Consider the following 24,216-nt stretch of genomic DNA (forward strand, 5'->3'; position numbering starts at 1 on the left):
GTCAGGCGTTGGCCCGTATGCTGAAGTCCACGCCCACTTCGTCCCACAGCTCCTGCTCCTTCTCCATCCAGTAGGACACCGTGGGGTGGTCGGCCACCCACTCGCGCCGCATTTCCAGTTCAATCCGGTTCTTCATGCGCAGCTTGAGCTCCGTGAAATCGATCTCTATGCGCGAGTGCATGAACAGGATGGCCAGCCGCAGCGCCACTACCGCCTTGGCGAAATCGCTGTCGGTCAGCGCGTCGCCCACCTTGCGCAGGTTGCCCTTCTGGGCCACGATCAGGCGGCCCATGGTCTTTTGCTCGCGCGTGGTGAAACCCGGCAGGTCGGCGTTTTCCACCATGTAGCAGGCGTGCTTGTGATAGCCGGTCTGCGACACCGCCATACCCACCTCGTGCAGCAGCGCGCTCCAGGCCAGCAGGCGCGTGTAGTTGTCGGTGAGCGGCTTCATTTGCGCGTACAGCACGGCGGCGTATTCGGCCACCCGGTTGGCGCGCGCCTCGTCGACCTGGAATTTCTGCAGGAAGGCGCGCACCGACTGGTCGCGGCGGTCGCGCTTGGTGGAACGCAGCTGCAAGTCCCACATCACGCCCACCCGCAGGCCCGCCTCGATCGGCGTCAGCACGGCGATGCCCAGTTCGTGCACCAGCGCGATCAGCACCGCCAGCCCGCCGATGATGGTGCTGGCGCGGTCCGGCCGCAGGCCCGGCATGTCGATCTTGCTCACGTGGCCGGCGGCGATGAAGCGTTTCTTCAGCGCTTCCAGGCTGACCGCCGTCACGCCGCTGCCCAGCTTGTTCTTCTCGATGATCTCGGCAATGGCGCGGATGGTGCCGGACGAGCCGTAGCACCTTTTCCAGTATTCGGGATGGTACGGCGGCGCGGCGTCCTCGAAATGGCTGCGCGCCGACAGGATGGCGGCCTCGAACGAGGGGCCGTCGACCCGCCCGCCGACAAAGAAGGACAGGCTCTGCTTGACGCTGCCGATGGAAAACGATTCCACCCGCTCGATGTCGCTGCCGCGCCCCAGTATCAGCTCGGTGGAGCCGCCGCCGATGTCGATCACCAGGCGGCGCTCGCCGGGCATGTTGAGCGCGTTGGACACCCCCATATAGATCAGCCGGCCCTCTTCCTCGCCGGAGATGATTTCAATCGGGTGACCGATGGCCTGTTCGGCGGCGGGCAGGAAAGCGGCCGAGTTGCGCGCCAGCCGCATGGTAGACGTGGCCACCACGCGCACCGCCTCCAGCTCGTAGCCTGCCAGCACCTGGCGGAAATTCTTCAGGCAGCCCAGGGCAGACTGCATGGCAGCCTCGGTCAGGTTGCCGGAAGCGTCCAGGCCGGCCGCCAGCCGGATCGGTTCGCGCGCCGATTTGACGACGCGGATTTCGTCGCCGTCATGCTTGCCGATGGCAAGCCGAAAACTATTGGAACCCAGGTCTACCGCTGCGTACATGCTACTTGCTCCAGGTGTGGGTCCGTGTATTGATTCCAGCATCGATTTATACTGTTTATATGAAAATGCTACCACAGTACGGATCGATTGTGACGCGATGATGACAGTCTGTGCGGTGCGCGCGGCTAAGCGGCGACACCCGGCCGCTACACTTCCTCCGCGATGGTCACGTCGGGCGCTTCCACCACGCGGTTGGCCCCGCCCAGCATGGCTTGCTGCAGGGCGCCGTCGGCGCGCTTGAACAGGGTCACGGTGCTGTCGTCGGCGCGGATGGTGGTCACGCCCATGCTGGCGCTCAGGCTGATCATGGCCTTGTCGGCGCGCACCGGCTGGCCGGCGATGGCGGCGCGGATGCGCTCGGCCACCATGGCGGCGTCCTGCTGCGAGGTGCGCGGCAGCTGGATGGCGAACTCGGCGCCCCCCAGGCGGCCCATCAGGTCGCTGTCCCGCAGCTGCTTTTTGCAGATCTCGACCATGGCTTTCAGCACCACGTCGCCCACGGAATGGCCGTAGCTGTCGTTGACGCGCTTGAACTGGTCCAGGTTCAGGATCACCAGCGCGGTCGGCAGGCCGGGGCGGCGCGCCAGCGCCATCCACGGCGCCAGCGCCTGGTAGAAGCCGCGCCGGTTCGGCACGTCCGTCAGCGGATCGATCACTTCCAGGCGCGCCAGTTCCGACTGCAGTTTCTCGCGCGACAGCAGCAGGTAGCCGAAGGCATTGGTCAGCATCATCAGGTACAGCGCGCCGAAGCCCACGCCTTGCAGCACCAGCGGCCCCACCCAGGACCAGCCCTCGGGCCAGGTGGCGGCCAGCACGCCGCGCCCGGCCACCAGCACGCTCAGGCCCGCCATGGTCACCACCAGGTAGCGCCGCAGCATGCTGCCGCCGCGCCAGGCCACGGCCAGCGCTGCCACGCCGGACAGGAAGAAGCCGCTGACGATCAGGAAGCCGGCGGCCGCGCGCGCGCCCGGTTCCACCTCCAGGAAATGGCAGCCCAGGTAGACGAAGGACGCGCCGGCCAGCGCCGGCAGCAGCACACGCCGCCAGCCGGTCCGCCCGGCCGCCTCCCACAGCGCGCCGGCGTCGAGCGCCATGCCGGTAAACAGCAGCAGATTGGCCAGCGGGCCGGTCAGCATGTCCGGCAGCACGCCGCGGAAGTACAGCAGGAACCAGGCCGCCGCCTGCAGTTGCTTGGCGACCGCCCAGGTGGACAGGCTGAGGGACTTCTTGCTTTCGTATTCGAAAAAGAACAGCGCGGCGCACAGGCTCAGATTGCCCAGCGCCAGCGCCAGTACCAGGGTTTTTATATCCATGTCGGGGACTGCGGGCCGCGCCTGCGGCCCTGTTTAAACTTCGTGCTCGACGTTGGTGCTGCCGTCGCCGATCTTGCTGGCCCAGGCCTTGGAAAAGAATTCCTTCTCGTCCTCGGTGGGGGCGTCGTGCCAGAACACGATCAGGGTGCCCTTGTGGTCATGGATTTGCGTGAACTTCTCGATGAAGCTGGACTTGCCGGCGATATCGGCCAGCGCCGCCACGTAGCCATAAACGCGGCCCAGACGCTCGATGCGGTCCGGTTCGGTGAAGCTGTTTGTGGCGGTAATGGTCGGGTGATCTAAAAACATGGTGTGCTCTCTCCACGGTGGCCGCTGCCTATGTCGGCAATGTACCTATAAATAGTGTGCGTGTAAATGAATATGCGCGGCCGCATGCTCTCCGCTACAATCCCACGAGCTTATCAGAACTTTACCGTTGACAACAAGGTCAGCAAGCCATGCCCGCCACTCTGCACCACACCGCCGCAACAGCGCCGGCCGTCCCGCCGGCTCCCGGACCGGCCGCGCCGCGCGTGAGCACGCGCGGCGGCCTGCGCACGCTGGAATTCCAGCCTGGCATGGTGCAAAGCGAGATGAACCTGGCCGACCCCGACCAGCTGGTGCTCAGCTACGCGCGCGCCATGATGTGCTTCGTGCTGTTCCAGCCGCGCCCGGCGCACATCGTCATGGTCGGCCTGGGCGGCGGTTCGCTGGCCAAATTCTGCTACCGCTACCTGCCGCACAGCCGCATCACCGTGCTGGAACTGCGGGCCGACGTGATCGCGCTGCGCGAGCAGTTTGCCATCCCGCCGGACGACGAGCGCTTCCGTGTTATCCACGCCGACGCCAGCCGCTACATGGCCAGCCTGCGCGCCGCCGCCGACGTGCTGCTGGTGGACGGTTTCGACGAGGACGGCCTGCCGCCCGCGCTGGGCAGCGCCGGCTTCTACGCCGACTGCCGGCGCGCGCTGCGCCCGGGCGGCGTCCTGGTGGCCAATGTGTTCAGCTACGACCCGCAGTACGCCGCCGTGCTGCGCCGCCTGCGCGCCTGCTTCCAGCAGCGGGTGGGCAGCTTCCACGGCATTGCCGGCAACAACCGCCTGCTGTTCGCCATCAAGCCGGGCGCCGCGAGCGGCGCCGCTGCGGCCCCCACCCGGGCCCAGCGCGCCCTGCTGCGCGCGGCACACCGGCGCGGTCCCGCCTGGGGCCTGGCGCACCGCCTGCTGGCGCACTGGATCGTGTTCCGGCTGCGCTGGCTGAAGGCCGGCCAGTCCTCCAAATAATTGTCAAACTGAAATAATTGTTGTTGTTTAGAATTATTTTGATGCAAAATTATGCCGAGCGGCAAGTTTTGTGACACACTAATGGCGGCCCCATCCCCGCCATATTTTTACTGTACAGGAAAGCAATGACACGTCGCCGCAAATCCACCCTGACCGTCGCGGCGGCGTGCACCCTCGGCGTGGGGCTGGTGATCACCGGCATCCTGTTCGGCGCGGTGGGGGCGCTCGAATACGGCAAGATGCAGCTCGATTTCGAACAGCGCGCCAACCTGCGTACCGCTGCCATCCAGCGCGGCCTGAACGAGGCGGTGCAGGTGCTGAAGGTGACCAACCAGCTGTTCGTGGCGGCGGCCCCGGTCAGCCGCCAGCAATTCCACGACTTCACCGCGCCGCTGCTGCAACAGTACCCCTTCATCCAGGCTTTCAACTACCACCGCATCATCACGCTGGCCGAGCGCCCGGCATACGAGGCGGAGATGCGGCGCGCCTTCCCCGGCTTCACCATCACCGAGCATGACAACGGCGTGCTGCGTCCGGCCGGCCAGCGTCCCAGTTACGACGTGGTGCATTTCCTGGAACCGCTGGAAGGCAACCAGCGCGCTTTCGGCATCGACTCCGGCTACAACCCGCAAATGCCGCTGGCCATCGACCAGATCCTCACCACCGGCCAGCCGCACTCCACCGGACTGCTCCAGCTGGCCCAGTCCAAGGGCGACGAACCGGGCCTGGTGATGATGATGCCGGTGTACCGGACCGGCGCGCCGCTGGGCACCGCACTTGAACGCAAGGCAGCCTGGCAGGGCGACACCGCCACCGTGATCCGCGCCCCCTCGCTGGTGGGCAAGATCCTGCAATCGGCCGGCCTGCTGCAAGACGGCAACCTGGCGCTGCGCGTCTATGTCGGCGACCCGGAGCGGGCGGCCAACCTGGTGTTCAGCCATGGCGAGCTGCCGCAACCGCACGGCGCCAGCCATCCGCTGGCGCGCTGGTTCGCCTTCCACCAGCATGCGCTGTACCGCCAGACCTACACCGTGCTGGGCCAGCCGTGGGAAGTGCGCGTGACCGCCCTGCCCCAGCCCTTCATCGACAGCCACCTCGGCTCCCTGTGCACGCTGCTGGGCGGGGTGCTGTTCAGCGCGCTGATGGCGGCGCTGGTGCAAAGCCTGGTGCTGCGCTCGCGCCGCGTGCAGATGCTGGTGGACGCCCGCACCGCCGAGCTGCGCCAGTCCAACGAGCGCCTGGCCGACGACGTGGCCATGCGCAAGCACACCGAGCGCGCCCTGCTCGACAGCGAACAGCGCTTCCGGCGCCTGCTGGCGCTGTCCTCGGACTGGTACTGGGAACAGGATGCCTTCTACCGATTCACCAGCATCACCGACGGCTTCTTTGAAAAAGGACACATCGACCCGGGCCGCTTCATCGGCCGCACCCGCTGGGACAGCACGCCGGAGATGCTGACCGCGCGCTGGGGCCGCGACCACATCGCCCGGCTGGAGGCGCGCCTGCCCTTCTCCAACCTGGAATACGCCATCACCGGCGACGACGGCATCGTGCGCTGGTTTAACACCAGCGGCGAGCCGGTGTACGATGCGCGCGGCGAGTTCAAGGGCTATCGCGGCACCGGCAGCGAAATCACCGAGCGCAAACTGTCCGAGCAGCGCATCCACCATATCGCCCACCACGACGTGCTGACCGGCTTGCCGAACCGCGTGCTGCTGCAGGACCGCCTGAGCCAGGCCATCGCCTACGCCAACCGCAGCGGCCATCCGATGTGGGTGCTGCTGATCGACCTGGACCGTTTCAAATTCGTCAACGACAGCCTGGGCCACAAGGCCGGCGACCTGCTGCTGAAAACCGTGGCCGAGCGATTGCAGGCGGCCGTGCGCGGCAGCGACACCGTGGCGCGCCTGTCGGGCGACGAGTTCGTTGCCATCCTGGGCGAGTCGAACGAGGCGACGCTGTCGCCGGACATCGTGCAGCGCGTGATGAACGCCGTGGCGCAGCCGGTGGTCCTGGAAGGCAAGGAGTTCTTTGTCACCTGCAGCATCGGCGTGGCCTCGTATGACGGCGGCGGCAACGCCCAGCACCTGATCGAGCATGCCGACATTGCCATGTACGCGGCCAAGAAACTGGGCCGCAACAGCTTCCAGTTCTACGAACCGGCCATGAACGACGAGGCGCAGGAACGCCTGCGCATCGAAAACGCGCTGCGCAGCGCGCTCGAGCGCGGCGAGTTCGCGCTGCACTACCAGGCGCAGGTGGACCTGGACAGCGGCCGCATCATCGGCGCCGAAGCGCTGCTGCGCTGGCAGCATCCGGAACTGGGACTGGTGTCGCCGGCGCGCTTCATCGGCCTGGCCGAAGAAACCGGCCTGATCGTGCCGATCGGCGCCTGGGTGCTGCGCACCGCGTGCGCGCAAGCCAGGGAATGGCTGGAGCACAGCCACGGCCACGCGCCGATGAAGATGGCGGTCAACCTGTCGGCGCGCCAGTTCAGCCAGCCGGACCTGGTGCAGATGATAGCGGGCGTGCTGGCCGACACCGGGCTGCCGCCGGCCTGCCTGGAACTGGAACTGACCGAAAGCCTGTTCATGAATGATGTGGCGCAGGCGGTGAGCCTGCTGCACCAGCTAAAGGCGCTGGGCGTGACGCTGTCGATCGACGATTTCGGCACCGGCTATTCCAGCCTGTCCTACCTGCGCGACTTCCCGATCGACGTGCTGAAGATAGACCGCTCCTTCGTCAACGACATCATCACCGATCCGGACGACGCGGCCATCGTGGTGTCGGTAATCGCGCTGGCCCACAACCTGCAGCTGCGCGTGGTGGCTGAAGGCGTGGAAAGCCGCGCGCAGCTGGACTTCCTGCAGCGGCATGGCTGCGACACCATGCAAGGCTACTACTTCAGCCGCCCCGTGGCGCCGGAGCTGTTCGAGCAGATGGCGCGCCAGGGCCGCCATCTCGATTCGGTCAGCGCAACCCTGGCCGCCTGAGCTTCAATCCTCATTGCTCGCGGCGCGCGAACTCAAATATTTGCTGCAGCGATTGCGCCTCCTGCAGCGCATCGCTCCAGGCTGCCAATTGCGCTTCACTGGCCTTGCCCAGCTTGCTCCGCGCGGTTTGCGGCAACGGCCCGAAGCGTCGCGTGAGCAGCCGTTCCAGCAGCGCCGCAGCACCTTCCCGGCGGCCGCGTTCCAGGCCTTGCTCGAGCCCCTTCCTCAGCCCCTTGTCGATGAACATTTGCTCCAATGGCATAACCCACTCCATAGGGTGCTTCATGTCGAGTTCCATGTTGTGCTCGTTTCCCAACCGGAGAACACCCCGCCAATAGCGCTCATGCTGTAACGGCGGCAAGTTCATCATCCAGTTAATCACTTTGAACAGCACAATTATCCGCCGTTTGCTCCAGCCATGTTCGTACAGTAGCTTGGTCAGCTGCCACCTGGCCGCGTAGAGGCGGTCAGGGTCGTGACCGGCCTGCTGCGTGCGCAGGTGAGCCAGCGTGACCAAGGCAAACGGATTATGGGAAGCCATCAAGGCATCGGCCTGCGCAGCGAAATCGAGCAGCTTGGCTGTGGCGAAGGAGATGCCCATCACCGTCCCCAGCAACTGGTTGTGGAACGCGTGCGACGCCAGCGAGGTGTCGCGTTGCGCCTGCACTTCAATGTGGATCAGGACCCACTGTACGCTGCCGTTGCGCAGACACACTTCGACCAGCTTGTCGGCCACCATGCCATCCGGCGCGCCGCCAAAGCCGATTCCGGCCAGCTCCTTGTCCAGGAAGCGCGGCCGCGCCGACCAGTCGACTTGGGCGCCAAGCTCAGAGAAAAAGAAGGCCATGAAGGCCCGGAAAGCATGCGTCAAGGCGGCTTTCCATGGCACATCATAGCGGGCTGGCGGTCCATGCTCTGCCCTGTCGTATTGACCAAATGCAAAGCCTGGCCGGATTGCAGGACCGCCAGCTTGCCTACTTGCGCTTGGCCGTCACCTGCTGGCGCGCCGCCTTGCGCAGCTTGGCCTGTTCGAAGCGGGCTTTCTGCTCCTCCGTCTCGGGTACCAGCGGCGGCACGGCGACCGGTTTGCGGTCCTTGTCCACCGCCACCATGGTGAAGTAGCAGCTGTTCGCGTGGCGCACCAGGCGCTGCTGGATATTCTCCGTCACCACCCGGATACCCACTTCCATCGATGTGGTGCCGGTGTAGTTGATCGAGGCCAGGAAGGTCACCAGTTCGCCCACGTGGATCGGCTGCAGGAACATCACCTGGTCCACCGACAAGGTCACCACATAGCTGGCCGAATAGCGGCTGGCGCAGGCATAGGCCACGCTGTCGAGGTATTTCAGAATGGTACCGCCATGCACGTTGCCGGAAAAGTTGGCCATGTCGGGCGTCATCAGAACAGTCATCGTCAGCTCGTGGGCCGACCAGTGCATTGCGCTATCCATTGCAAAAACCTTCAGAGTGGGGAGTATGGAATCTTAGATGCCTTGGGCTTCGATGTCGGCCAGCGATTCGCGGCCCTTGTCGGTGATGTCGTAGCCGCCTTCGCGCGCCACGATGTGGCCTTTCTTGCCGAGGAAGGTGGCAACATCGTTGTCCAGCTTGACGTCGCCGCCGGCCGCGACCGCGCGCAGGCCGAGCACGCAGCGCCGCAGGAACAGTGCCTGCTGGCCTTTATCGGTCAGGGTGATGTGGCCGTTGCGGGCGATGCTGAACATCTTCAGCCCGGAGAGGCGCTTGGTGTTGCGGCCGATGCATGCACTGATGCGCTCGCCCAGCTTGAGGCCGCGTGCGACCTCTTTCAGAGCGTCGTATTCATCGGCGGAGAGTTTTTCGTTTTTCATTGCCTAAATTCCAAAAGAGACTTGCGGCCCTCATGGTACGCGCCCTGTAGCGTCAGGGCAAGGCAATGCGGCCGCGAGCATGCACCCGGCGGGCCTTTTCAGCAGCGTATGCGGCAGCCGGCAATCTTATTTCAGCGCCTGGATGGTAAACCAGGCCAGCGCCGCGCCGGCGACGGCGGTGAACAGCAGCAGCGCCTGCACCCGCTTGGTGCTCAGGGCGTTCAGCGCAGCATGGCGGCGGCCAAGATAGATTTTATTGTGTAAGGAATTGCCCATGATGGCCTCCGAGATCAACAATCCAATGACGATGATTCATTATATGAATAGAATTCTGACGGCATTGTGACGGCCAGCACAAACACATAAATATGTAGCTAGTGAGCAACGGCGTTTCACGCCGATTAACATTGTCCGCACAGCTACGGCGCGCCGCCGGCACCGCCTCCCTGCTAGGCTTTTTCCGACATCGACCAGCAAGCGGAGGACAGCATGGCAACCCAACCCCAGCACGACACCAAGGATGCGGAACAGCGCGACGGCCACATGACGGAAGAAGCCGACATCGGCAGCGGCGGCAAGACCCCTGCCGAACGGGAGACCGACGAGGAGATGAAAAAGATCAAGCCCCATCCGCCTTCATCGGCGGCTGCGGCGGCTCCGGCTCCTCGATAGGCGGCGTTTCCGGCAAGGGCGTGTTGTCCGGCGGCGGATCCTTTTCCGGCTCGGGCGGCGGAATATCCGGCTCGGGCGTGCTGTGCGCCCTTATGAAGGCACTGACGATACGGTTCATGGCGTTCTCCTGTCTCTGCCCGGACGGAAGGTCCGCCTCAAGCTGAAGCGAAGCCCCCCTTCCGAAATGGCGAATTGTGGGGTGGCCCGGCGCGGCCTACACTGGCTCATCGCTTCAATCTTGACGAGCCCACCATGAAATCCGACACCGACGACATTACCTTGCTGCAGCAGTGGACCGGCAAGACGGAAACCCTGCACGACGTGGTGCGGCCCGAGGCGGTAGCCGCGCTGGCTGCCACACTAGACTATCCGAGCCCGCCGCAGCACGGCGCACCCTTGCCGCCTTTGTGGCACTGGATCAATTTCTGGACCACCGCGCCGCAGTCCGGCCTGGGCCCGGACGGCCATGCGCGCCGCGGCGGCTTCCTGCCGCCGGTGCCGCAACCGCGCCGCATGTGGGCCGGCGGCCGCCTCACTTTCCCCGCCGGCGTGCCGGTGGGCGCGGCCATCCGCCGCACGTCCACCATCCTGGATATCGCGCAGAAGAGCGGCGCCGGCGGCCTGCTCACCTTCGTCACGGTGCGCCACGAGATCCACCACGACGGCCAGCTGGCCATCACGGAAGAACACGACATCGTCTACCGCGACATGCCCGCTCCCGGCAGCGCCGGCCCGGCCCCCAAAATGCCGCCTGGCGAAGCGCAGTGGACGCGCACGATCTCGCCCGACCCGGTGCTGCTGTTCCGCTATTCCGCGCTTACCTTCAACGGCCACCGCATCCATTACGACCGCAGCTACGTCACGGAAGTGGAAGGCTATCCCGGCCTGATCGTACACGGCCCGCTGATCGCCACGCTGCTCATGGAACTGCTGCGCGCCGAACTGCCGCAGGCGAACGTGGCCGAATTCAGCTTCCGCGCCGTCTCGCCGCTGTTCGACACTGCGTCCTTTACCGTGAACGCCCGCCAGAACGCCGACGGCACGGTCACGCTGTGGGCCGCCAACAGCAAGGGCGAACTGGCCATGCAGGCCGAAGCCAAATTGAACTGAACAAACAGGGGACAACGCCATGCATACGCCAACCCAGGACCACCAGGACATCCGCGACGCGGTGCGCGCACTGTGCGCCGAGTTCCCGTCCTCCTACTTCCGCGACATCGACGAACAGCGCGGCTATCCGGAAGCCTTCGTGGACGCGCTGACCAAGGCCGGCTGGCTGGCCGCACTGATCCCGCAGGAGTACGGCGGCTCCGGGCTGGGGCTGACGGAAGCGTCCGTCATCATGGAGGAAATCAACCGCTCCGGCGGCAATTCGGGGGCCTGCCACGGCCAGATGTACAACATGGGCACCCTGCTGCGGCACGGCTCCCAGGCGCAGAAGCAGCTTTACCTGCCGAAGATCGCCAGCGGCGAACTGCGCCTGCAGTCGATGGCCGTGACCGAACCGAGCACCGGCACCGACACCACCAGGATCAAGACCACCGCCGTTAAAAAGGGCGACCGCTACGTGGTGAACGGCCAAAAGGTATGGATCTCGCGGGTGCAGCATTCGGACCTGATGATACTGCTGGCGCGCACCACGCCGCTGGCCGAGGTGACCAAGAAGTCCGAAGGCATGTCGATCTTCCTGGTCAACATCAAGGACGCCATGGCCCAGGGCATGTCGGTGGTGCCAATCCTGAACATGGTGAACCACGAGACCAACGAACTGTTTTTCGAAAACCTGGAGATCCCGGCCGAGAACCTGATCGGGGAGGAAGGCAAGGGCTTCAAGTACATCCTCGACGGCCTGAACGCCGAGCGCACCCTGATCGCAGCCGAATGCATCGGCGACGGCTACTGGTTCATCGACAAGGTGACCAAATACGTCAACGAGCGCGTGGTGTTCGGCCGCCCCATCGGCCAGAACCAGGGCGTGCAGTTCCCGATCGCCAAAGCCTATATAAACCTGGAAGCGGCCAACCTGATGCGCTACAAGGCCTGCGAACTGTTCGACGCGCACCAGCCCTGCGGCACGCAGGCGAACATGGCGAAGATGCTGGCGGCCGACGCCTCATGGGAAGCGGCCAACGCCTGCCTGCAGTTCCACGGCGGCTTCGGCTTCGCCCACGAGTACGACGTGGAGCGCAAATTCCGCGAAACGCGCTTGTACCAGGTGGCGCCCATCTCCACGAACCTGATCCTGTCCTTCGTGGCCGAGCACGTGCTCGGCATGCCCCGCTCGTTCTGAGGAGAGCACCATGCGTCCGCTCGATGGTATCACCGTCATCACGCTGGAACACGCGATCGCCGCGCCGTTCTGCACCCGCCAGCTGGCCGACCTGGGCGCGCGCGTCATCAAGGTGGAGCGTCCCGGCGTGGGCGACTTCGCGCGCGCCTACGACGCCCGCGCGCGCGGCCTGGCCTCGCATTTCGTCTGGACCAACCGCTCCAAGGAGAGCCTGACGCTGGACGTCAAGCACGGCGAAGCCCCCGTAATCCTCGGCAAACTGCTGGCCGGCGCGGACGTGCTGGTGCAAAACCTGGCGCCCGGCGCCGCCGCGCGCCTGGGCCTGTCCTATGAAGCGCTGAAGGAACAGTATCCGCGCCTGATCGTGTGCGACATCTCGGGCTACGGCGCGGACGGACCGTACCGCGACAAGAAGGCCTACGACCTGCTGATCCAGAGCGAATCCGGCTTCCTGTCAATCACCGGTTCGCCGGACGAACCGGCCAAGGCCGGCTGCTCGATCGCCGACATCGCAGCCGGCATGTACGCTTACACCAACATCCTGGCGGCGCTGATCCAGCGCGGCAAGACCGGGCAAGGCTGCAACATCGACGTGTCCATGCTGGAGAGCATGGCCGAGTGGATGAGCTATCCGCTGTACTACGCGATGGACGGCGCGGCGCCGCCGCCCCGCGCTGGCGCCGCGCACGCCACCATCTATCCCTACGGCCCTTTCCCCGCCGGCGACGGCAAGACCGTGATGCTGGGCTTGCAGAATGAACGCGAGTGGGAGCTGTTCTGCACCAGGGTGCTGCTGCAGCCGGAGCTGGCGAAGGACCCGCGCTATGCATCCAATGCGCTGCGCACGGCGGCGCGGCAGGAGCTGCGCGAGATGATCGTGCACGTGTTCTCCACGCTGACGGCGGAACAGGTGATCGAACGGCTGGACAGCGCGCAGATCGCCAACGCGCACATGAACAGCATGCACGACCTGTGGCAGCACGCCCAGCTCAAGGCGCGCCAGCGCTGGGTGGAGGTGGCCACGCCGGCCGGCCCCATGCCGGCGCTGCTGCCGCCCGGCGTGCCGAACGCGTACGAGGCGCGCATGGATGGCGTGCCGGCGCTGGGGCAACACACGGACGCGATCCTGGCGGGCCTGGGCTACGGAACCGAGGCCATCGCGTCGCTGCGCGCGGCCAGCGCTGTCTGACGCCCACCGCATCGCTACGCCCGGAGACACCATGAACGCCATCAACCACCCCAGCCTGGCCCTGGCCACTTTCGCCGCCACGCTGCAATTCGAGACCATCCCGCACGACGTGCTGCGCCGCGCCGAGGATTTGCTGCTGGACTGGGCCGGCTCCGCGCTGGCCGGCAAGGGCGCGCGCCCGGTGGAAACCATTGCCGGCTATGCCGAACAGATGGGCGGCCCCGGTCCCTGCGAAATCCTGATCTCGCGCAAGCACGCCACGCCCATGTTCGCCGCCATGGTGAACGCCGCCGCGTCCCATTACGCCGAGCAGGACGACGTCCACAACGGCTCGGTGTTTCACCCCGCCGCCGTGGTGTTCCCGGCCGCGCTGGCGGTGGCGCAAGCGCTGGGCCGCTCCGGACGCGAACTGCTCACGGCCGTGGTGGCGGGCTACGAGGTGGGCATCCGCGTCGGCGAATTCCTGGGCCGCCCGCATTACAAGATCTTCCACACCACCGGCACCGCCGGCACCATCGCCGCCGCTGCGGCGGCGGGCCGCCTGCTCAACCTCACGCCGGAGCAGATGCTGCACGCCTTCGGCTCGGCCGGCACGCAAGCCGCCGGCCTGTGGGAATTCCTGCGCGACGCGGCCGACTCCAAGCAGCTGCACACCGCCAAAGCCGCCAGCGACGGCCTGATGTCGGCCTACCTGGCCCAGGCCGGCTTCACCGGCGCGCGGCGCATCCTGGAAGGCGCGCAAGGCATGGGCGCCGGCATGACGCGCGACGCCGACCCGGCCAAGCTGATCGACCGCCTCGGTTTCCGCTGGACGCTGGCCGAAACCTCGTTCAAGTTCCATGCCAGCTGCCGCCACACCCATCCGGCCGCCGACGCGCTGCAGCAGGTGATGCGCGGCCATGGCCTGGCGCCGGACCAGATCGCCCGCGTTGACTGTCACGTGCACCAGGGCGCCATCGACGTGCTCGGCCCCGTGGTCGACCCGCAAACCGTGCACCAGGCCAAGTTCTCCATGGGCACCGTGCTGGGCCTGATCGCCGAATTCGGCAGCGCCGGCTTGACCGAATTCGACGCCAGCTTCAATACCCAGCGCGTTGCCGAATTCCGTGGCAAAGTACACATGATGCTCGACAAAGAGGTGGACCAGGCCTACCCGGCGCGCTGGATAGGCAAGGTCACCGTGAGCACCACGGATGGCCGCACGCTGCACGGCCGCGTCGACGAACCCAAAGGAGACCCCGGCAATACCCTGAGCCGCACCGAACTGGAAGACAAAGCCGCGCGTCTGGCCGCCTTCAGCGGGGCCGCCACGCCGGCCGACATGGCCGCCCTGGCCGACAAAATCTGGACTATAAGCCGCATCAATATTATGGGAGACCTCTTATGAGCACTGCCGTACATGCTGCCCCACCCGACGCCAGGCTGGCCCTGGCCCATTCCTTCCTGTTCGTGCCCGGCGACCGGCCGGACCGCTACGCCAAGGCCTGCGCCTCGGGGGCGGACGCGGTCATCATCGATCTCGAGGACGCAGTCGCGCCCAGCGCCAAGGGCGCGGCGCGCGACGCGCTGGAAAACTGGCTGTCCAGCCCTGAAGGCCGCGCCCCGCACGTGCCGGTGCTGGTGCGCGTGAACTGCGTGAACTCGGGCTGCTTCGGGGACGATCTGATCCTGTGCCACCGCCCCGGCATTGCCGGTATCGTGCTGCCCAAGGCCGAACGGGTGGCCGACGTGGCCAGCGCCTCGTCCAGCGCGCCGCTGTTCCCGCTGATCGAAACTGCGCAGGGCTTCGCCAATATGAACCAGATCGTCTCCGCGCCGCGCGTGCAGCGCCTGATGTTCGGGTCCATCGACTTCAAGCTGGACATGGGCATCCACGGCGAGCGCGACGAGCTGCTCTATTTCCGCTCGCAGATTGTGCTGGCGTCGCGCCTGGCCGGCCTGCGCCCGCCGGTAGACGGCATCACCGCCGCCATTGACGGCGCCGCCACCGAGGATGACGCGCGTTATGCGCACCGGCTGGGCTTTGGCGGCAAGCTGTGCATCCACCCGGACCAGCTGGAGGCGGTCAACCGCGCCTTCCTGCCCTCCGGCGAGGAAGTGGCCTGGGCGCAGCGCGTGCTGTCCGCCGCCGAGGGCGCGCGCGGCGCCGCCGTGGCCGTCGACGGCAAGATGATAGACAAGCCAGTGCTGCTGCTGGCGCAGCGCATCGCCTCCGAGGCGGCGCGAAAGAATCTGCATTAACCGTATCAAAACCCGCAAGGGGCCGGCAAGAGCCCCTCACCGCCTGGAGACACCATGAAACTGCAATCCCTGCTGTTCGCCGCCGTGACTGTATTTGCGGCCAGCGCTTACGCGCAAAACCCCATCGTCATCAAATTCAGCCACGTGGTGGCCGCCGACACGCCGAAAGGCAAAGGCGCACAAAAGTTCAAGGAGCTGGCCGAGGCTGCCACCAAGGGACGGGTGAAAGTCGAGCTGTATCCGAACAGCCAGCTGTACAAGGACAAGGAAGAACTGGAGGCATTGCAGCTGGGATCGGTGCAGATGCTGGCGCCGTCGCTGTCCAAGTTCGGGCCGCTGGGCGTGAAGGAGTTCGAGGTCTACGACCTGCCTTACATCCTGCCCAGCAAAGCGGCGCTGGCGCGCGTGAATGACGGCCCGGTCGGCAAATCGCTGCTGAAAAAGCTGGAGTCCAAGGGTATCGTCGGGCTGGCGTTCTGGGACAATGGCTTCAAGGAAATGACGGCCAACAAGCCGCTGCGCACGCCGGCCGACTTCAAGGGCACCAAGATGCGCATCCAGTCGTCCAAGGTGCTCGACGCGCAGATGCGGGCGCTGGGCGCCAACCCGCAGGTGCTGGCCTTCTCCGAGGTGTACCAGGCCATGCAGACCGGCGTGGTGGATGGCAGCGAGAACACGCCATCCAACATCTACACGCAGAAGGTGCACGAGGTGCAGAAGCACCTGACCGTCTCCGACCATGGCTACATCGGCTACGCCGTCATCGTGAACAAGAAGTTCTGGGATGCGCTGCCGGCCGACATCCGCAGCACGCTGGACAGCGCCATGAAGGAAGCGACCAAATACGCCAACGACATCGCGCAGAAGGAAAACGATGCCGCCATGGACGCCATCCGCAAGTCAGGCAAGACCGAAGTCTACACGCTCACGCCGCAGGAAAAGGCAGCCTGGCGCGCCGCCCTGCTGCCGGTGCAGAAAACCATGGAAGAGCGCATCGGCAAGGATTTGATCGCCACCTTCAACCGGGAAGCGGCAGCTGTCGAAGGCAAGTAAGGCGCGCGCGGGACGGCGGGCGGCCTACGCCGCCTCCATGCTGCAAATGAAATCCACCAGCTCGCGCGCGTACAGCGGCAGTGCGTCGAGCTTCTGGACCACCACGCTGCGCTCGCGCACCGCCCACGGTTCCGTCAACTCCACCAGCGCCAGCTTCATGCCCCGGCTCAAGCGCAGCGCCGAGGAATGCGGCAGGATGGCGATCCCCACGTTGTTCTCCACCATGCGGCACATGGCCTCGAAGCCGCGCACCTGGATGCGCAGTTGCAGCCGCTGCCCGGCTTCGCTGGCCGCGCGCGCCAGGAAGTGCTGCAAGGTGCTGCCTTCGTGCAGGCCGATGTGCTGGTAGTCCAGCGTTTCGGCAAAGCCGATCTGGGCGCGCGCCGCCAGCGGATGGTCCGGCGCCGTTGCCAGCACCAGGCGGTCGGTTGAAAAAGGGATGATCTCCAGCCCCGCCCCCTGCACCGGCCCGGCCGCGATGCCGATATCGGCCGTGCCCTCCTGTACGCCGCGTATGATGTCCTGGTTGAGACGCTCCTCCAGCGCCACATTCACCTGCGGATGCACGCCGAGGAAGCGGCCCAGCACCTCCGGCATGAATTCGGTGACGGCGGTGGTGTTGGCGAAGATGCGGATATGGCCCTTGATGCCATTGTTGTATTGCTGCATCTCGCTTTTCAGGCGTTCCACCAGCTGCATGAACTGCTGCGCGTGCGCCAGCAGCGTTTCGCCGGCCGGCGACAGCTGCACACCCTTGTTTTCGCGGTACAGCAGCCGCGTGCCGAAGCGCGCCTCCAGTTCCTTGACCCGGTTGCTGGCCGCCGCCAGCGACATGTGCATGCGCTCGGCACTGCGGGTGAGGCTTTTCAGTTCGGCGATGTGGATGAACAGGCGTAGGTCGGTCAAATCGAACAGCATGGCGCTCCTCTGGGCTAAGCGCCGATTCTACGCCGAATCGCCGCTTGCCGCTGTGCCGCAAGCCTAGGGTTGGGGCCGCCAGACGTAGGTGGCCAGGCTGGCCGGCGGCAGGCTGGCGGAGTAGCTTTGCGCGGCGGCGCGCACCGTGACGGTGCGCGCTTCGGCGCCGGAGTTGACGGCCACCAGCACCAGGGTGCCGTCGCGGTTTTCAAAGGCGGCGCTGTCGATGCCGTCCTGGCCGAGATTGCCGCCACCGCTGTCCAGGCGCCACGCGCCGGGACGCACGAAACGGCTGGCGTGGGCCAGCGCATAGTACTCGGGATTGCGGGTGACATTGCCGCCCTCGTCCACCGTGACCACGCCGCGGCAGCCACGGCAGCCGCCGATGCGCGGGCCGCCCTGCTCGTCGAGCGCCAGGTTGCCGAACAGGATGCCGTTGGCCGCGCCGCGCGTGGCCGCTTGCACCAGCGTGCGGCCGAAATGGGTCAGGTTGTCGCGCCAGGCGGGCGCCCAGGCGCCGCCGGAGCATTCGGTGAGGTAGCTGGACTTGCCGGGATGGGCGGCGGCCACCGCGCCCTGCGCATCGGCGCTGCCGGCATAGCAGTGCCAGGCCACGCCAGCCACGTACGGGCCTGCGACCTTGTCCTGCAATACCTTGAGCGGGGCTTGCGGCGTGTCCCGGTTGCCGTCCCATTCCAGTAGCAGCGGGCCTTCGTCCTCCAGCAGCGGACCGAGGTGCTTGCCGATCAATTGCGCGCGGGCGGCGTCGTCCAGGCGCATCGCGGGTGCATCGGCCGGCCCGCCGGCGGGGTCGCTCTGCAGCGTGATGGCGTGGATGGCGATACCCTCTTCCAGATACACGTCGACATAGCGTTTCAGGTAGCGCGCGTAGGCATCGAAGGCGTCGGGTTTCAAGGCGCCTTGCAGCAGGCTGCCGCTGGTTTTCATCCATCCCGGCGCGCTGTAGGGGCTGGCGATCAGTTCCAGCGCCGGATTGTGCGCCAGCGCGTCCTGCGCCAGCGGCACCAGATAGGCACGGTCGGGTTCGATCGAGAATTGGGCCAGGCCGTCGTCGCTCTGGCCGGCAGGCAGGTCGTTGTAGCTGTACTGGCTGCGGGCGAATTCGCCGGCGCCCAGCGGCAGGCGCGCCACGCTGAGCGCGATGCCGGGGGCGGGGCCGAACAGCTCGGTCAGCAGGGCCCGGCGCTGCGTGGCGTCAAGCCGTTCCGCCAGCAGCCAGGCCGAGGAAGCACTGAGCGCCGCGCCAAAACCGGCCATCTGCTGGCGGCGCGCGGCGGCGCCGGTGGCGATCTCGATGGCGCGCGGCGGGGCCGGCAACCGGCCGGCCGTTACCACCCCGGGCGACCAGGGCGTGAGCGCGCGCGGCAGCGCAGCCAGCGGCGCGTCCGGCTGGCGTTGCAGCAGGCGGGACTGGTCGCCGCTGGTGATCCAGCTGGCCACCATGCCGGCTGCGGGTAGATCAGGCTGGCGGCCCGCCGCGCCGGACGCCGCCGCCAGGCCCGGCAAGACGGCCGGCGGCGGCGCGTCCAGCGCCCCGCCGGGGACACGCTGCCCCCAATTGGCGCCTTGGCCACCCAGGCCGCGCAAGAGCGCCATGCCGCCCGAACAGCCGGACAGGCAGAACGCCAGCGCCAGCCCGAGCAGCGCGGCGCCGCCCTGCCGCAGCCCTACCGGATTACTTGAAGCGGAACAGGACATCGACCGACTGCGACATCTTCAGCGCACTCACCATCAGCAAATCCGCCGGGTCCTGCTCGTTGCGCTTGGTGTTGGCGCTGCTGCTGTTGCGCGGCCAGTCGGCCGGCGCCAGGCCGATCGAGCGCGTCAGGTTCTTGATCTCGTCCGACGACACGCCGGCCACCGGGCCCACGCGCTTGCCGAAGCCCTTGGCCATGGCGTCCGCCTTGGCGGTCGCTTCGCGCACCGCATGCCCCATCAGTTCGGCCTCCACCGTGGCGCGCTCCTTCAGGCTGAAAGTGGCGGCGAAGGAGTCCAGGTTCTGCTTTTTCAGCAGCGGCATCATGATGTCGCGCCATTTGCCCAGGTCGCGCACCACGATGTGGAGCGAGCACTTGATATCGTATTCCGGGTCCGATGCGGTGACGCTGGCCTTGCGGATCTGGCGCCGCATGTCGCGCACGTCCACGTCGGCGTCGGGCACGCCCTGCTCGGCCAGCAGCGCGCGGATTTCCAGCACGCGCTGCTGGACCACGGCCACCGCCGCCTCCGCGTTCGCGTCAAAGGCCGAGACGTCGAAATCGATTTCGCCCTGGTCGGGCGCCACGTACATGAAACCGGTGCCGCGCGCGTGAATGAAGGGGTATGAAGGCAGTTCGGCGGCGGCGGCGCCTTGCAGGGAAAGCAGCGTCAGCAAGGCGGCACACAGGGATTTTGTCAGCATGGGCGGGTTGAGGGTCGAAGTTGTGAAAATACCAAAACGCCAGTATTGATGAATTAACAAACTTTAGCAACCGCATTTTTCGCCGTCCAGGATCGCCAGGATTTGCTCGAAACCCACCGGCTTCACCAGGTGGCTCTGGAACCCGGCCTCGAACGCCAGTTGCCTGTCCTTCTGCTGGCCCCAGCCGGTGACGGCCACCAGCGTGGTGGCGCGCATGCCCGGCAGGCGCCGCAGCGCACGCGCCAGGTCGTAGCCGTTGAGCTGCGGCAGGCCGATGTCGAGGAAGGCGAAGTCCGGCGCGAACAGGTCGGCCACCTCCAGCGCCTGCATGCCGTCGTGGCAGACCCGCACCGTGTGCCCGGCGGCCCGCAACAGGCCGCCGATGCTGTCGATGAAGTCGGTATTGTCATCCACCAGCAAGATGCGGTACGCCGGGCGTTCGCCGCCGGCGCGCGGCGCCGCCGTGGCGCTGTCCGGCGGCGCCGCCAGCAGCGGCAGCGTGACGGTAAATTCGCTGCCCTGCCCGAGCCCGGCGCTGGCGGCCACGATGCTGCCGCCATGCAGCTCGGCCAGCTTGCGCGCCAGCGACAGGCCCACGCCCAGCCCGGCCGTGCTGCGCTCCAGCGAGGTGTCGGCCTGCACGAACATGTCGAAGATCTCGCCCAGCATGTGCGGCGCGATGCCGATGCCGTTGTCGCGCACGCGGATGCGCAGCACGCCGTCCTCCAGTGCCGCCCGCAGCGACAGCCGGCCGCCCCGGTCGGTGTACTTGGCGGCGTTGTTCAGCAAATTGGACAGGACCTGCGCCAGCCGCGTGGCGTCGCCATCGATGTAGACTGGCGGCGGCGGCAACTCCACCTCCAGCTGGTGGCCGAGGGAGGCCAGGTAGGGCCGCACCAGCTCCAGCGCGTCGTTCACCACCGCATGCAGCGGCAGCGGCGCGCGCTGTATCGCCAGCTTGCCGGTGTTGATGCGCGATACGTCCAGTAAATCGTCCACCAGCCGCACCATCTGTTTCAGCTGGCGTTCCATGATGACGCGCGCCCGGCTGCCCGCCGCCAGGTCGTCCGGGTTCACGCGCAGGATGTCCAGCCCGGTGCGGATGGGCGCCAGCGGATTGCGCAGCTCGTGCGCCAAGGTGGCCAGGAATTCGTCCTTGCGCCGGTCCGCCAGCAGCAGCGCGCGTTCGGCGCCCTGGCGCACCGCCATCTCGCGCTCCAGCGTCTGGTTTGCCTCCTGCAGCGCGTAGGCGCGCCGCCCCACTTCAGCCAGCATGTTGTTGAAGGCGGCCACCAGGGTGCCGATCTCGCCGCTGCCGGAGAGCGGCACGCGCAGGCTGAAATCGCGCTTTTGCATCACTTCCCGCGCCACCCCGGTTACCGCCGCCAGCGGCTGCGTGATGCCGCGCTGCAGCCGGCTCGCCACCAGCGCCGCCAGCAGCAGGCTGAGCACCATCACGCCGCCGAGGATGGCGGCGTAGCTGCGCACCCGCTCGATCAGCCGGTAGCGCGCGCTCAGGTAGACCGTGCCTATCATCTCGCCGTTTTCCACGATGGGGTGGTTTACCACCAGGCGGCCGCTTTCTATGGCATAGCCCAGCCGGCCCGGCTGGCCCGGGAATACCGGCGTGTCCTCCAGCGACTGGGCATAGGCCGCGAACAGCTTGCCGTTGGCGTCGTAGATGGCGCCGGCCTGGATTTGCGGCCGCACCCGCAGCAGCGACAGGTTCTGCCGCGCGGCCGTCTGGTCGTTGAAGCTGAGTGCGCTGGTGCTGACCGCCGCCACGATCTCGGCCTGGGTGGTCATGTCGTCCACCCAGTACTGCTGGAAGGAATCCAGGTCGTACAGCAGCATGGCCGCCGACGAGGCCATCAGCGCCACGAAGGTGGTGGCCAGGGCCATCAGGATCAGCTTGCCGCGCACCGTGCCTGGCTTCAGGCGCGCTAGCATCATGAACCGCCTTTTTTCACATGGTAGGCCACCGACAGCAGGCGCGAGCTGAGCTTGAGATGGCTCTTCTCCGCGGCCGGCATCGACACTTCGAAGCGCACCCGGTCTTCCACCAGGCGGAAATTGATGACGCTGCCCTGCTGCAGGCCGTCCTCGGCATCGGTCACGGTCAGCACGCCGGCCTGCTGGGCGGCGCGCAGCAGCGCCAGCGGGCGCTCCACATCGCTGTCGATGAACACCATGTGCAAGCCGGTCAGCGGCTCGCCTTCGCGCACCTGGCGCACCGTCACCGCGCGCGCGCCCACCATGCGGCCGGCAGTGATGCGCGCCAGCTCGGCGGCGATATCCTCCGCTCCCACCACCCCCACTGTCAGCGGGCCGGCGGCGTCCTGCCCATTGCCGAACTCGACGTAACCCAGGAATTTATACAGGAAGGCGGCCTTCACGTTGCGCTCGACGTTGCCCGGGGCCGCCAGCGGCGCGTCGGCGCCCCCGGCCAGGCAGCTCAGCGCCAGGCACAGGTGGCACGCCAGCACCAGCCAGCGCGCATACGCGAATTCGGCCCAGGGGCGGCGCGGCGCCAGCGCCAGGGGACCGGCGGCGCCGACGGAGATCAGAATCGCCATGTCACTTTCAGCAATGCGCTACGTTCGTAAACGCTGCGCGTCGGCGCGGCGGCCCATTCCGGGTGTCTGGCGTGCAGCAGGTTCTGGCCGATCAGCGCCACCTCCAGCTCCGGCCGCACACGCCACAGCCACTGCGCGTCCATTTCATAATAGGAGGGCACCACCGGGTGCGGCAACTTGCCATTGTAGCGCAGCGTCAGGTCCAGCTGCTGCGCGTCCGACACATCCCAGGATGAGCGCACCTGCCAGTTCAGGCGCGGATCGTTGGCGAGGAACAGGCTGTTCGACACGCTGTCGCGGCTGCCCGGCCGCAGGCCCAGCTTGACCTTTTGCGCGGTCAGCCCGGCGCTCACGCGCCAGGCCGGCATGGCTTGCCAGCGGCCCCACAGTTCCAGGCCGCGCGTGGTGGCCTTGCCCAGGTTGTAGAACTCGAAACCCAGCACCGGCTGCGGCTCGGCCGTACGCAGCTTGTCATAGTCGCCGTAAAACAGCGTGCCGGAATAGCTCCAGCGCGCCCCCGGCTGCGCCCGGTAACCCAGCTCGGCCACGTTGGCCACCTCGGACTCGAAGGTCTTGCCGCCGCCCACCAGGAAGCGTGGCTGGCCGGCGATCATCAGCGGCGTGGCGGGCGCATACCAGTCCCGGTCCACGCGCGACGGCGCGCGCACAGTGCGCGCCAGGCTGGCCCACAGCAGCTGGCGCGCATCCGGCGTCCACGCCATGCGCACGCTGGGCAGCACCTCGGCGCCGGTGTAATTGTTGTGTTCCACTTTGATGCCGGCAGTCAGCTTCAGCCGCGGCGTCACGGCGATTTCGTCCTGCGCGAACACATTCCCCCAGTGCATGGCCAGCTTGTCCGGGCGGAAAGCGAAGCCGATCGGCGTCACATCGTCCCAGCTGTGGCGGTAGCCCCCGCCCCAAACCAGGCTGTGCACACCGCCGAAACGCACGCCGTGCTGGGCCTCCAGTTCCACCGTGTCCAGCCGCTCGATGAAGTTACCTGGCTGGTTGCGCTCGGTGTGGTCCAGCACCAGCTGCAAGCGCAGGTCCGAATCGTCAGCCAGCTTGCGGGTGTAGCGATTCACCAGGTTGGCGCCGGAAATACGGATGTCGCGCGTGCCGGCCTGGCCAAGCGCGCCCTGGTAGGCGTTGCCCGCCATCATAAGACCGCCCTGTAGCAGATCCATGTCGGCGCGGAAGCCGGCCTGGCGGCGGCGCATGCCGGTGCGCGTATTGACGCCGGCCTCCGATACGGTGTCGTCCACATCCATATAGCGCGCGTAAAGGCGATAGTGGCTGCCGTTGTCCGTGCGTGCGCCGTAGCGCGCCGTGCCGTCATGCTCGCGCGCGCCGGCCGCCGCGCTCACCAGGCCGCCCTGGGTGTCCTTGGCCGAGCGCGTGATGATGTTGATCACACCGTTGACCGCGTTGACGCCCCAGATGGTGGCGCCGGCGCCGCTGATGACCTCGATGCGCTCGACATCCTCCATCACCACGTCCTGCGCGTCCCAGAACACGCCGGAAAACAGCGGCGTGTAGATGCTGCGCCCGTCGATCAGCACCAGCAGCTTATTGGCGAAGGCGCCGTTGAAGCCGCGCGCGGTGACCGCATAGTTACGCGCATCGACCCGCGCCACCTGCAGGTTAGGCGCCAGGCGCAGTGCCTCCGGCAGCGTGCGCACGCCACTGCGGCGCAGCTCGCTACCGGTGAGGATGAAAACCGAGGCAGCCGCATTGCTCAGGCGTTCATCCTGGCGCGATACGGAGTTGATGACGATATTGCTTAGCTGTTCTATTGACAGGTCGGCCAGGTCGTCTTCCGGCAGGGCTTCGGCGCTGGCCGTTGCCGCGGCGGCAAGTACGAGGGGCAGGAGGATGCTGCGGCGGGCACGGGTCGGCATGGCCTGTCTCTGTCGGTGGCTATTCTGAAAAGATTATAAACATTTCCTTGCAGACCGCA

At 66.7% G+C, this 24,216-nt stretch carries 22 protein-coding genes; 9 read left to right on the forward strand and 13 right to left on the reverse strand.

Going from position 1 to position 24,216, the window contains the following annotated elements; translation table 11 throughout:
- Position 1: 1 nt before the first annotated feature.
- The 3 genes from AC6H42_RS20030 to AC6H42_RS20040 form a co-directional block, all read right to left on the reverse strand.
- A complete protein-coding gene (locus tag AC6H42_RS20030) occupies positions 2-1,456 on the reverse strand; it encodes a Ppx/GppA phosphatase family protein (RefSeq protein WP_057155634.1) in 1,455 nt (484 codons plus the stop codon).
- Between the two features lie 146 nt (positions 1,457-1,602).
- Complete coding sequence (locus tag AC6H42_RS20035; RefSeq protein WP_497548787.1) at positions 1,603-2,769, reverse strand: GGDEF domain-containing protein; 1,167 nt, start codon at positions 2,767-2,769, stop codon at positions 1,603-1,605.
- Positions 2,770-2,802: 33 nt separating this feature from the next.
- A complete protein-coding gene (locus AC6H42_RS20040) occupies positions 2,803-3,078 on the reverse strand; it encodes a hypothetical protein (protein WP_057155636.1) in 276 nt (91 codons plus the stop codon).
- A gap of 149 nt (positions 3,079-3,227) precedes the next feature.
- On the opposite strand from AC6H42_RS20040, the gene AC6H42_RS20045 reads away from it, so the two are divergent.
- A complete protein-coding gene (locus AC6H42_RS20045) occupies positions 3,228-4,052 on the forward strand; it encodes a spermine/spermidine synthase domain-containing protein (RefSeq protein WP_497548788.1) in 825 nt (274 codons plus the stop codon).
- 125 nt (positions 4,053-4,177) lie between these two features.
- Positions 4,178-7,045: a bifunctional diguanylate cyclase/phosphodiesterase gene (locus AC6H42_RS20050; RefSeq protein ID WP_497548789.1), complete on the forward strand. Its 2,868-nt coding sequence runs from the start codon at positions 4,178-4,180 to the stop codon at positions 7,043-7,045.
- A gap of 10 nt (positions 7,046-7,055) precedes the next feature.
- Here the strand turns inward: AC6H42_RS20050 and AC6H42_RS20055 are convergent, their stop codons facing one another.
- The 4 genes from AC6H42_RS20055 to AC6H42_RS20070 all read right to left on the reverse strand — a co-directional run bounded on the left by AC6H42_RS20055 (position 7,056) and on the right by AC6H42_RS20070 (position 9,171).
- Complete coding sequence (locus AC6H42_RS20055) at positions 7,056-7,916, reverse strand: DUF4351 domain-containing protein (RefSeq protein ID WP_497548790.1); 861 nt, start codon at positions 7,914-7,916, stop codon at positions 7,056-7,058.
- A 103-nt stretch (positions 7,917-8,019) separates the two neighbouring features.
- Positions 8,020-8,484 (reverse strand): acyl-CoA thioesterase, encoded by a 465-nt coding sequence (locus AC6H42_RS20060; protein WP_057155641.1) that lies wholly within the window; start codon positions 8,482-8,484, stop codon positions 8,020-8,022.
- A 45-nt stretch (positions 8,485-8,529) separates the two neighbouring features.
- On the reverse strand, positions 8,530-8,895 hold the full coding sequence (locus AC6H42_RS20065; protein WP_057155642.1) for a hypothetical protein: 366 nt from the start codon (positions 8,893-8,895) through the stop codon (positions 8,530-8,532).
- Positions 8,896-9,021: 126 nt separating this feature from the next.
- Positions 9,022-9,171 (reverse strand): hypothetical protein, encoded by a 150-nt coding sequence (locus AC6H42_RS20070; protein WP_200953968.1) that lies wholly within the window; start codon positions 9,169-9,171, stop codon positions 9,022-9,024.
- Positions 9,172-9,384: 213 nt separating this feature from the next.
- Here AC6H42_RS20070 and AC6H42_RS20075 point away from each other — a divergent pair, with 213 nt between their 5' ends.
- The 7 genes from AC6H42_RS20075 to AC6H42_RS20105 all read left to right on the forward strand — a co-directional run bounded on the left by AC6H42_RS20075 (position 9,385) and on the right by AC6H42_RS20105 (position 16,340).
- Complete coding sequence (locus AC6H42_RS20075) at positions 9,385-9,567, forward strand: hypothetical protein (RefSeq protein ID WP_157200943.1); 183 nt, start codon at positions 9,385-9,387, stop codon at positions 9,565-9,567.
- 252 nt (positions 9,568-9,819) lie between these two features.
- Positions 9,820-10,677: an HTD2 family dehydratase gene (locus tag AC6H42_RS20080; protein WP_057155643.1), complete on the forward strand. Its 858-nt coding sequence runs from the start codon at positions 9,820-9,822 to the stop codon at positions 10,675-10,677.
- 19 nt (positions 10,678-10,696) lie between these two features.
- Positions 10,697-11,857, forward strand: coding sequence for an acyl-CoA dehydrogenase family protein (locus AC6H42_RS20085; protein ID WP_057155644.1), 1,161 nt, complete (start codon positions 10,697-10,699; stop codon positions 11,855-11,857).
- 10 nt (positions 11,858-11,867) lie between these two features.
- The gene (locus AC6H42_RS20090; protein WP_057156075.1) at positions 11,868-13,046 is read left to right on the forward strand and encodes a CaiB/BaiF CoA transferase family protein; all 1,179 of its coding nucleotides are present in this window, start codon (positions 11,868-11,870) and stop codon (positions 13,044-13,046) included.
- Between the two features lie 31 nt (positions 13,047-13,077).
- The gene (locus tag AC6H42_RS20095; RefSeq protein WP_057155645.1) at positions 13,078-14,433 is read left to right on the forward strand and encodes an MmgE/PrpD family protein; all 1,356 of its coding nucleotides are present in this window, start codon (positions 13,078-13,080) and stop codon (positions 14,431-14,433) included.
- Entirely contained in the window at positions 14,430-15,287 is an 858-nt protein-coding gene (locus AC6H42_RS20100) for an HpcH/HpaI aldolase/citrate lyase family protein (RefSeq protein ID WP_497548791.1), read from the forward strand. The genes AC6H42_RS20095 and AC6H42_RS20100 overlap by 4 nt, the downstream gene beginning before the upstream one ends.
- Before the next feature lie 54 nt (positions 15,288-15,341).
- On the forward strand, positions 15,342-16,340 hold the full coding sequence (locus tag AC6H42_RS20105; protein WP_057155647.1) for a TRAP transporter substrate-binding protein: 999 nt from the start codon (positions 15,342-15,344) through the stop codon (positions 16,338-16,340).
- A 24-nt stretch (positions 16,341-16,364) separates the two neighbouring features.
- Here the strand turns inward: AC6H42_RS20105 and AC6H42_RS20110 are convergent, their stop codons facing one another.
- The 6 genes from AC6H42_RS20110 to AC6H42_RS20135 all read right to left on the reverse strand — a co-directional run bounded on the left by AC6H42_RS20110 (position 16,365) and on the right by AC6H42_RS20135 (position 24,157).
- Positions 16,365-17,258 carry a LysR family transcriptional regulator gene (locus tag AC6H42_RS20110; RefSeq protein WP_057155648.1) on the reverse strand — a complete coding sequence of 298 codons (894 nt, stop codon included), beginning with the start codon at positions 17,256-17,258 and terminating at the stop codon, positions 16,365-16,367.
- 63 nt (positions 17,259-17,321) lie between these two features.
- On the reverse strand, positions 17,322-18,977 hold the full coding sequence (locus AC6H42_RS20115) for a glycoside hydrolase family 30 protein (protein WP_497548792.1): 1,656 nt from the start codon (positions 18,975-18,977) through the stop codon (positions 17,322-17,324).
- Positions 18,955-19,680, reverse strand: a complete 726-nt coding sequence (locus tag AC6H42_RS20120; protein WP_057155650.1) for an SIMPL domain-containing protein — start codon at positions 19,678-19,680, stop codon at positions 18,955-18,957. The genes AC6H42_RS20115 and AC6H42_RS20120 overlap by 23 nt, the downstream gene beginning before the upstream one ends.
- Before the next feature lie 63 nt (positions 19,681-19,743).
- Positions 19,744-21,633 (reverse strand): sensor histidine kinase, YfiR-like protein-associated, encoded by a 1,890-nt coding sequence (locus tag AC6H42_RS20125; protein WP_497548793.1) that lies wholly within the window; start codon positions 21,631-21,633, stop codon positions 19,744-19,746.
- A complete protein-coding gene (locus tag AC6H42_RS20130) occupies positions 21,630-22,256 on the reverse strand; it encodes a TOL_0243 family YfiR-like periplasmic protein (protein ID WP_497548794.1) in 627 nt (208 codons plus the stop codon). Before AC6H42_RS20130 ends, AC6H42_RS20125 begins: the two co-directional genes overlap by 4 nt.
- Positions 22,244-24,157, reverse strand: coding sequence for a TOL_0244 family TonB-dependent receptor (locus AC6H42_RS20135; RefSeq protein WP_057155653.1), 1,914 nt, complete (start codon positions 24,155-24,157; stop codon positions 22,244-22,246). Before AC6H42_RS20135 ends, AC6H42_RS20130 begins: the two co-directional genes overlap by 13 nt.
- Positions 24,158-24,216: the final 59 nt, after the last annotated feature.

The organism is Massilia sp. NBRC 108631, assembly GCF_059704565.1.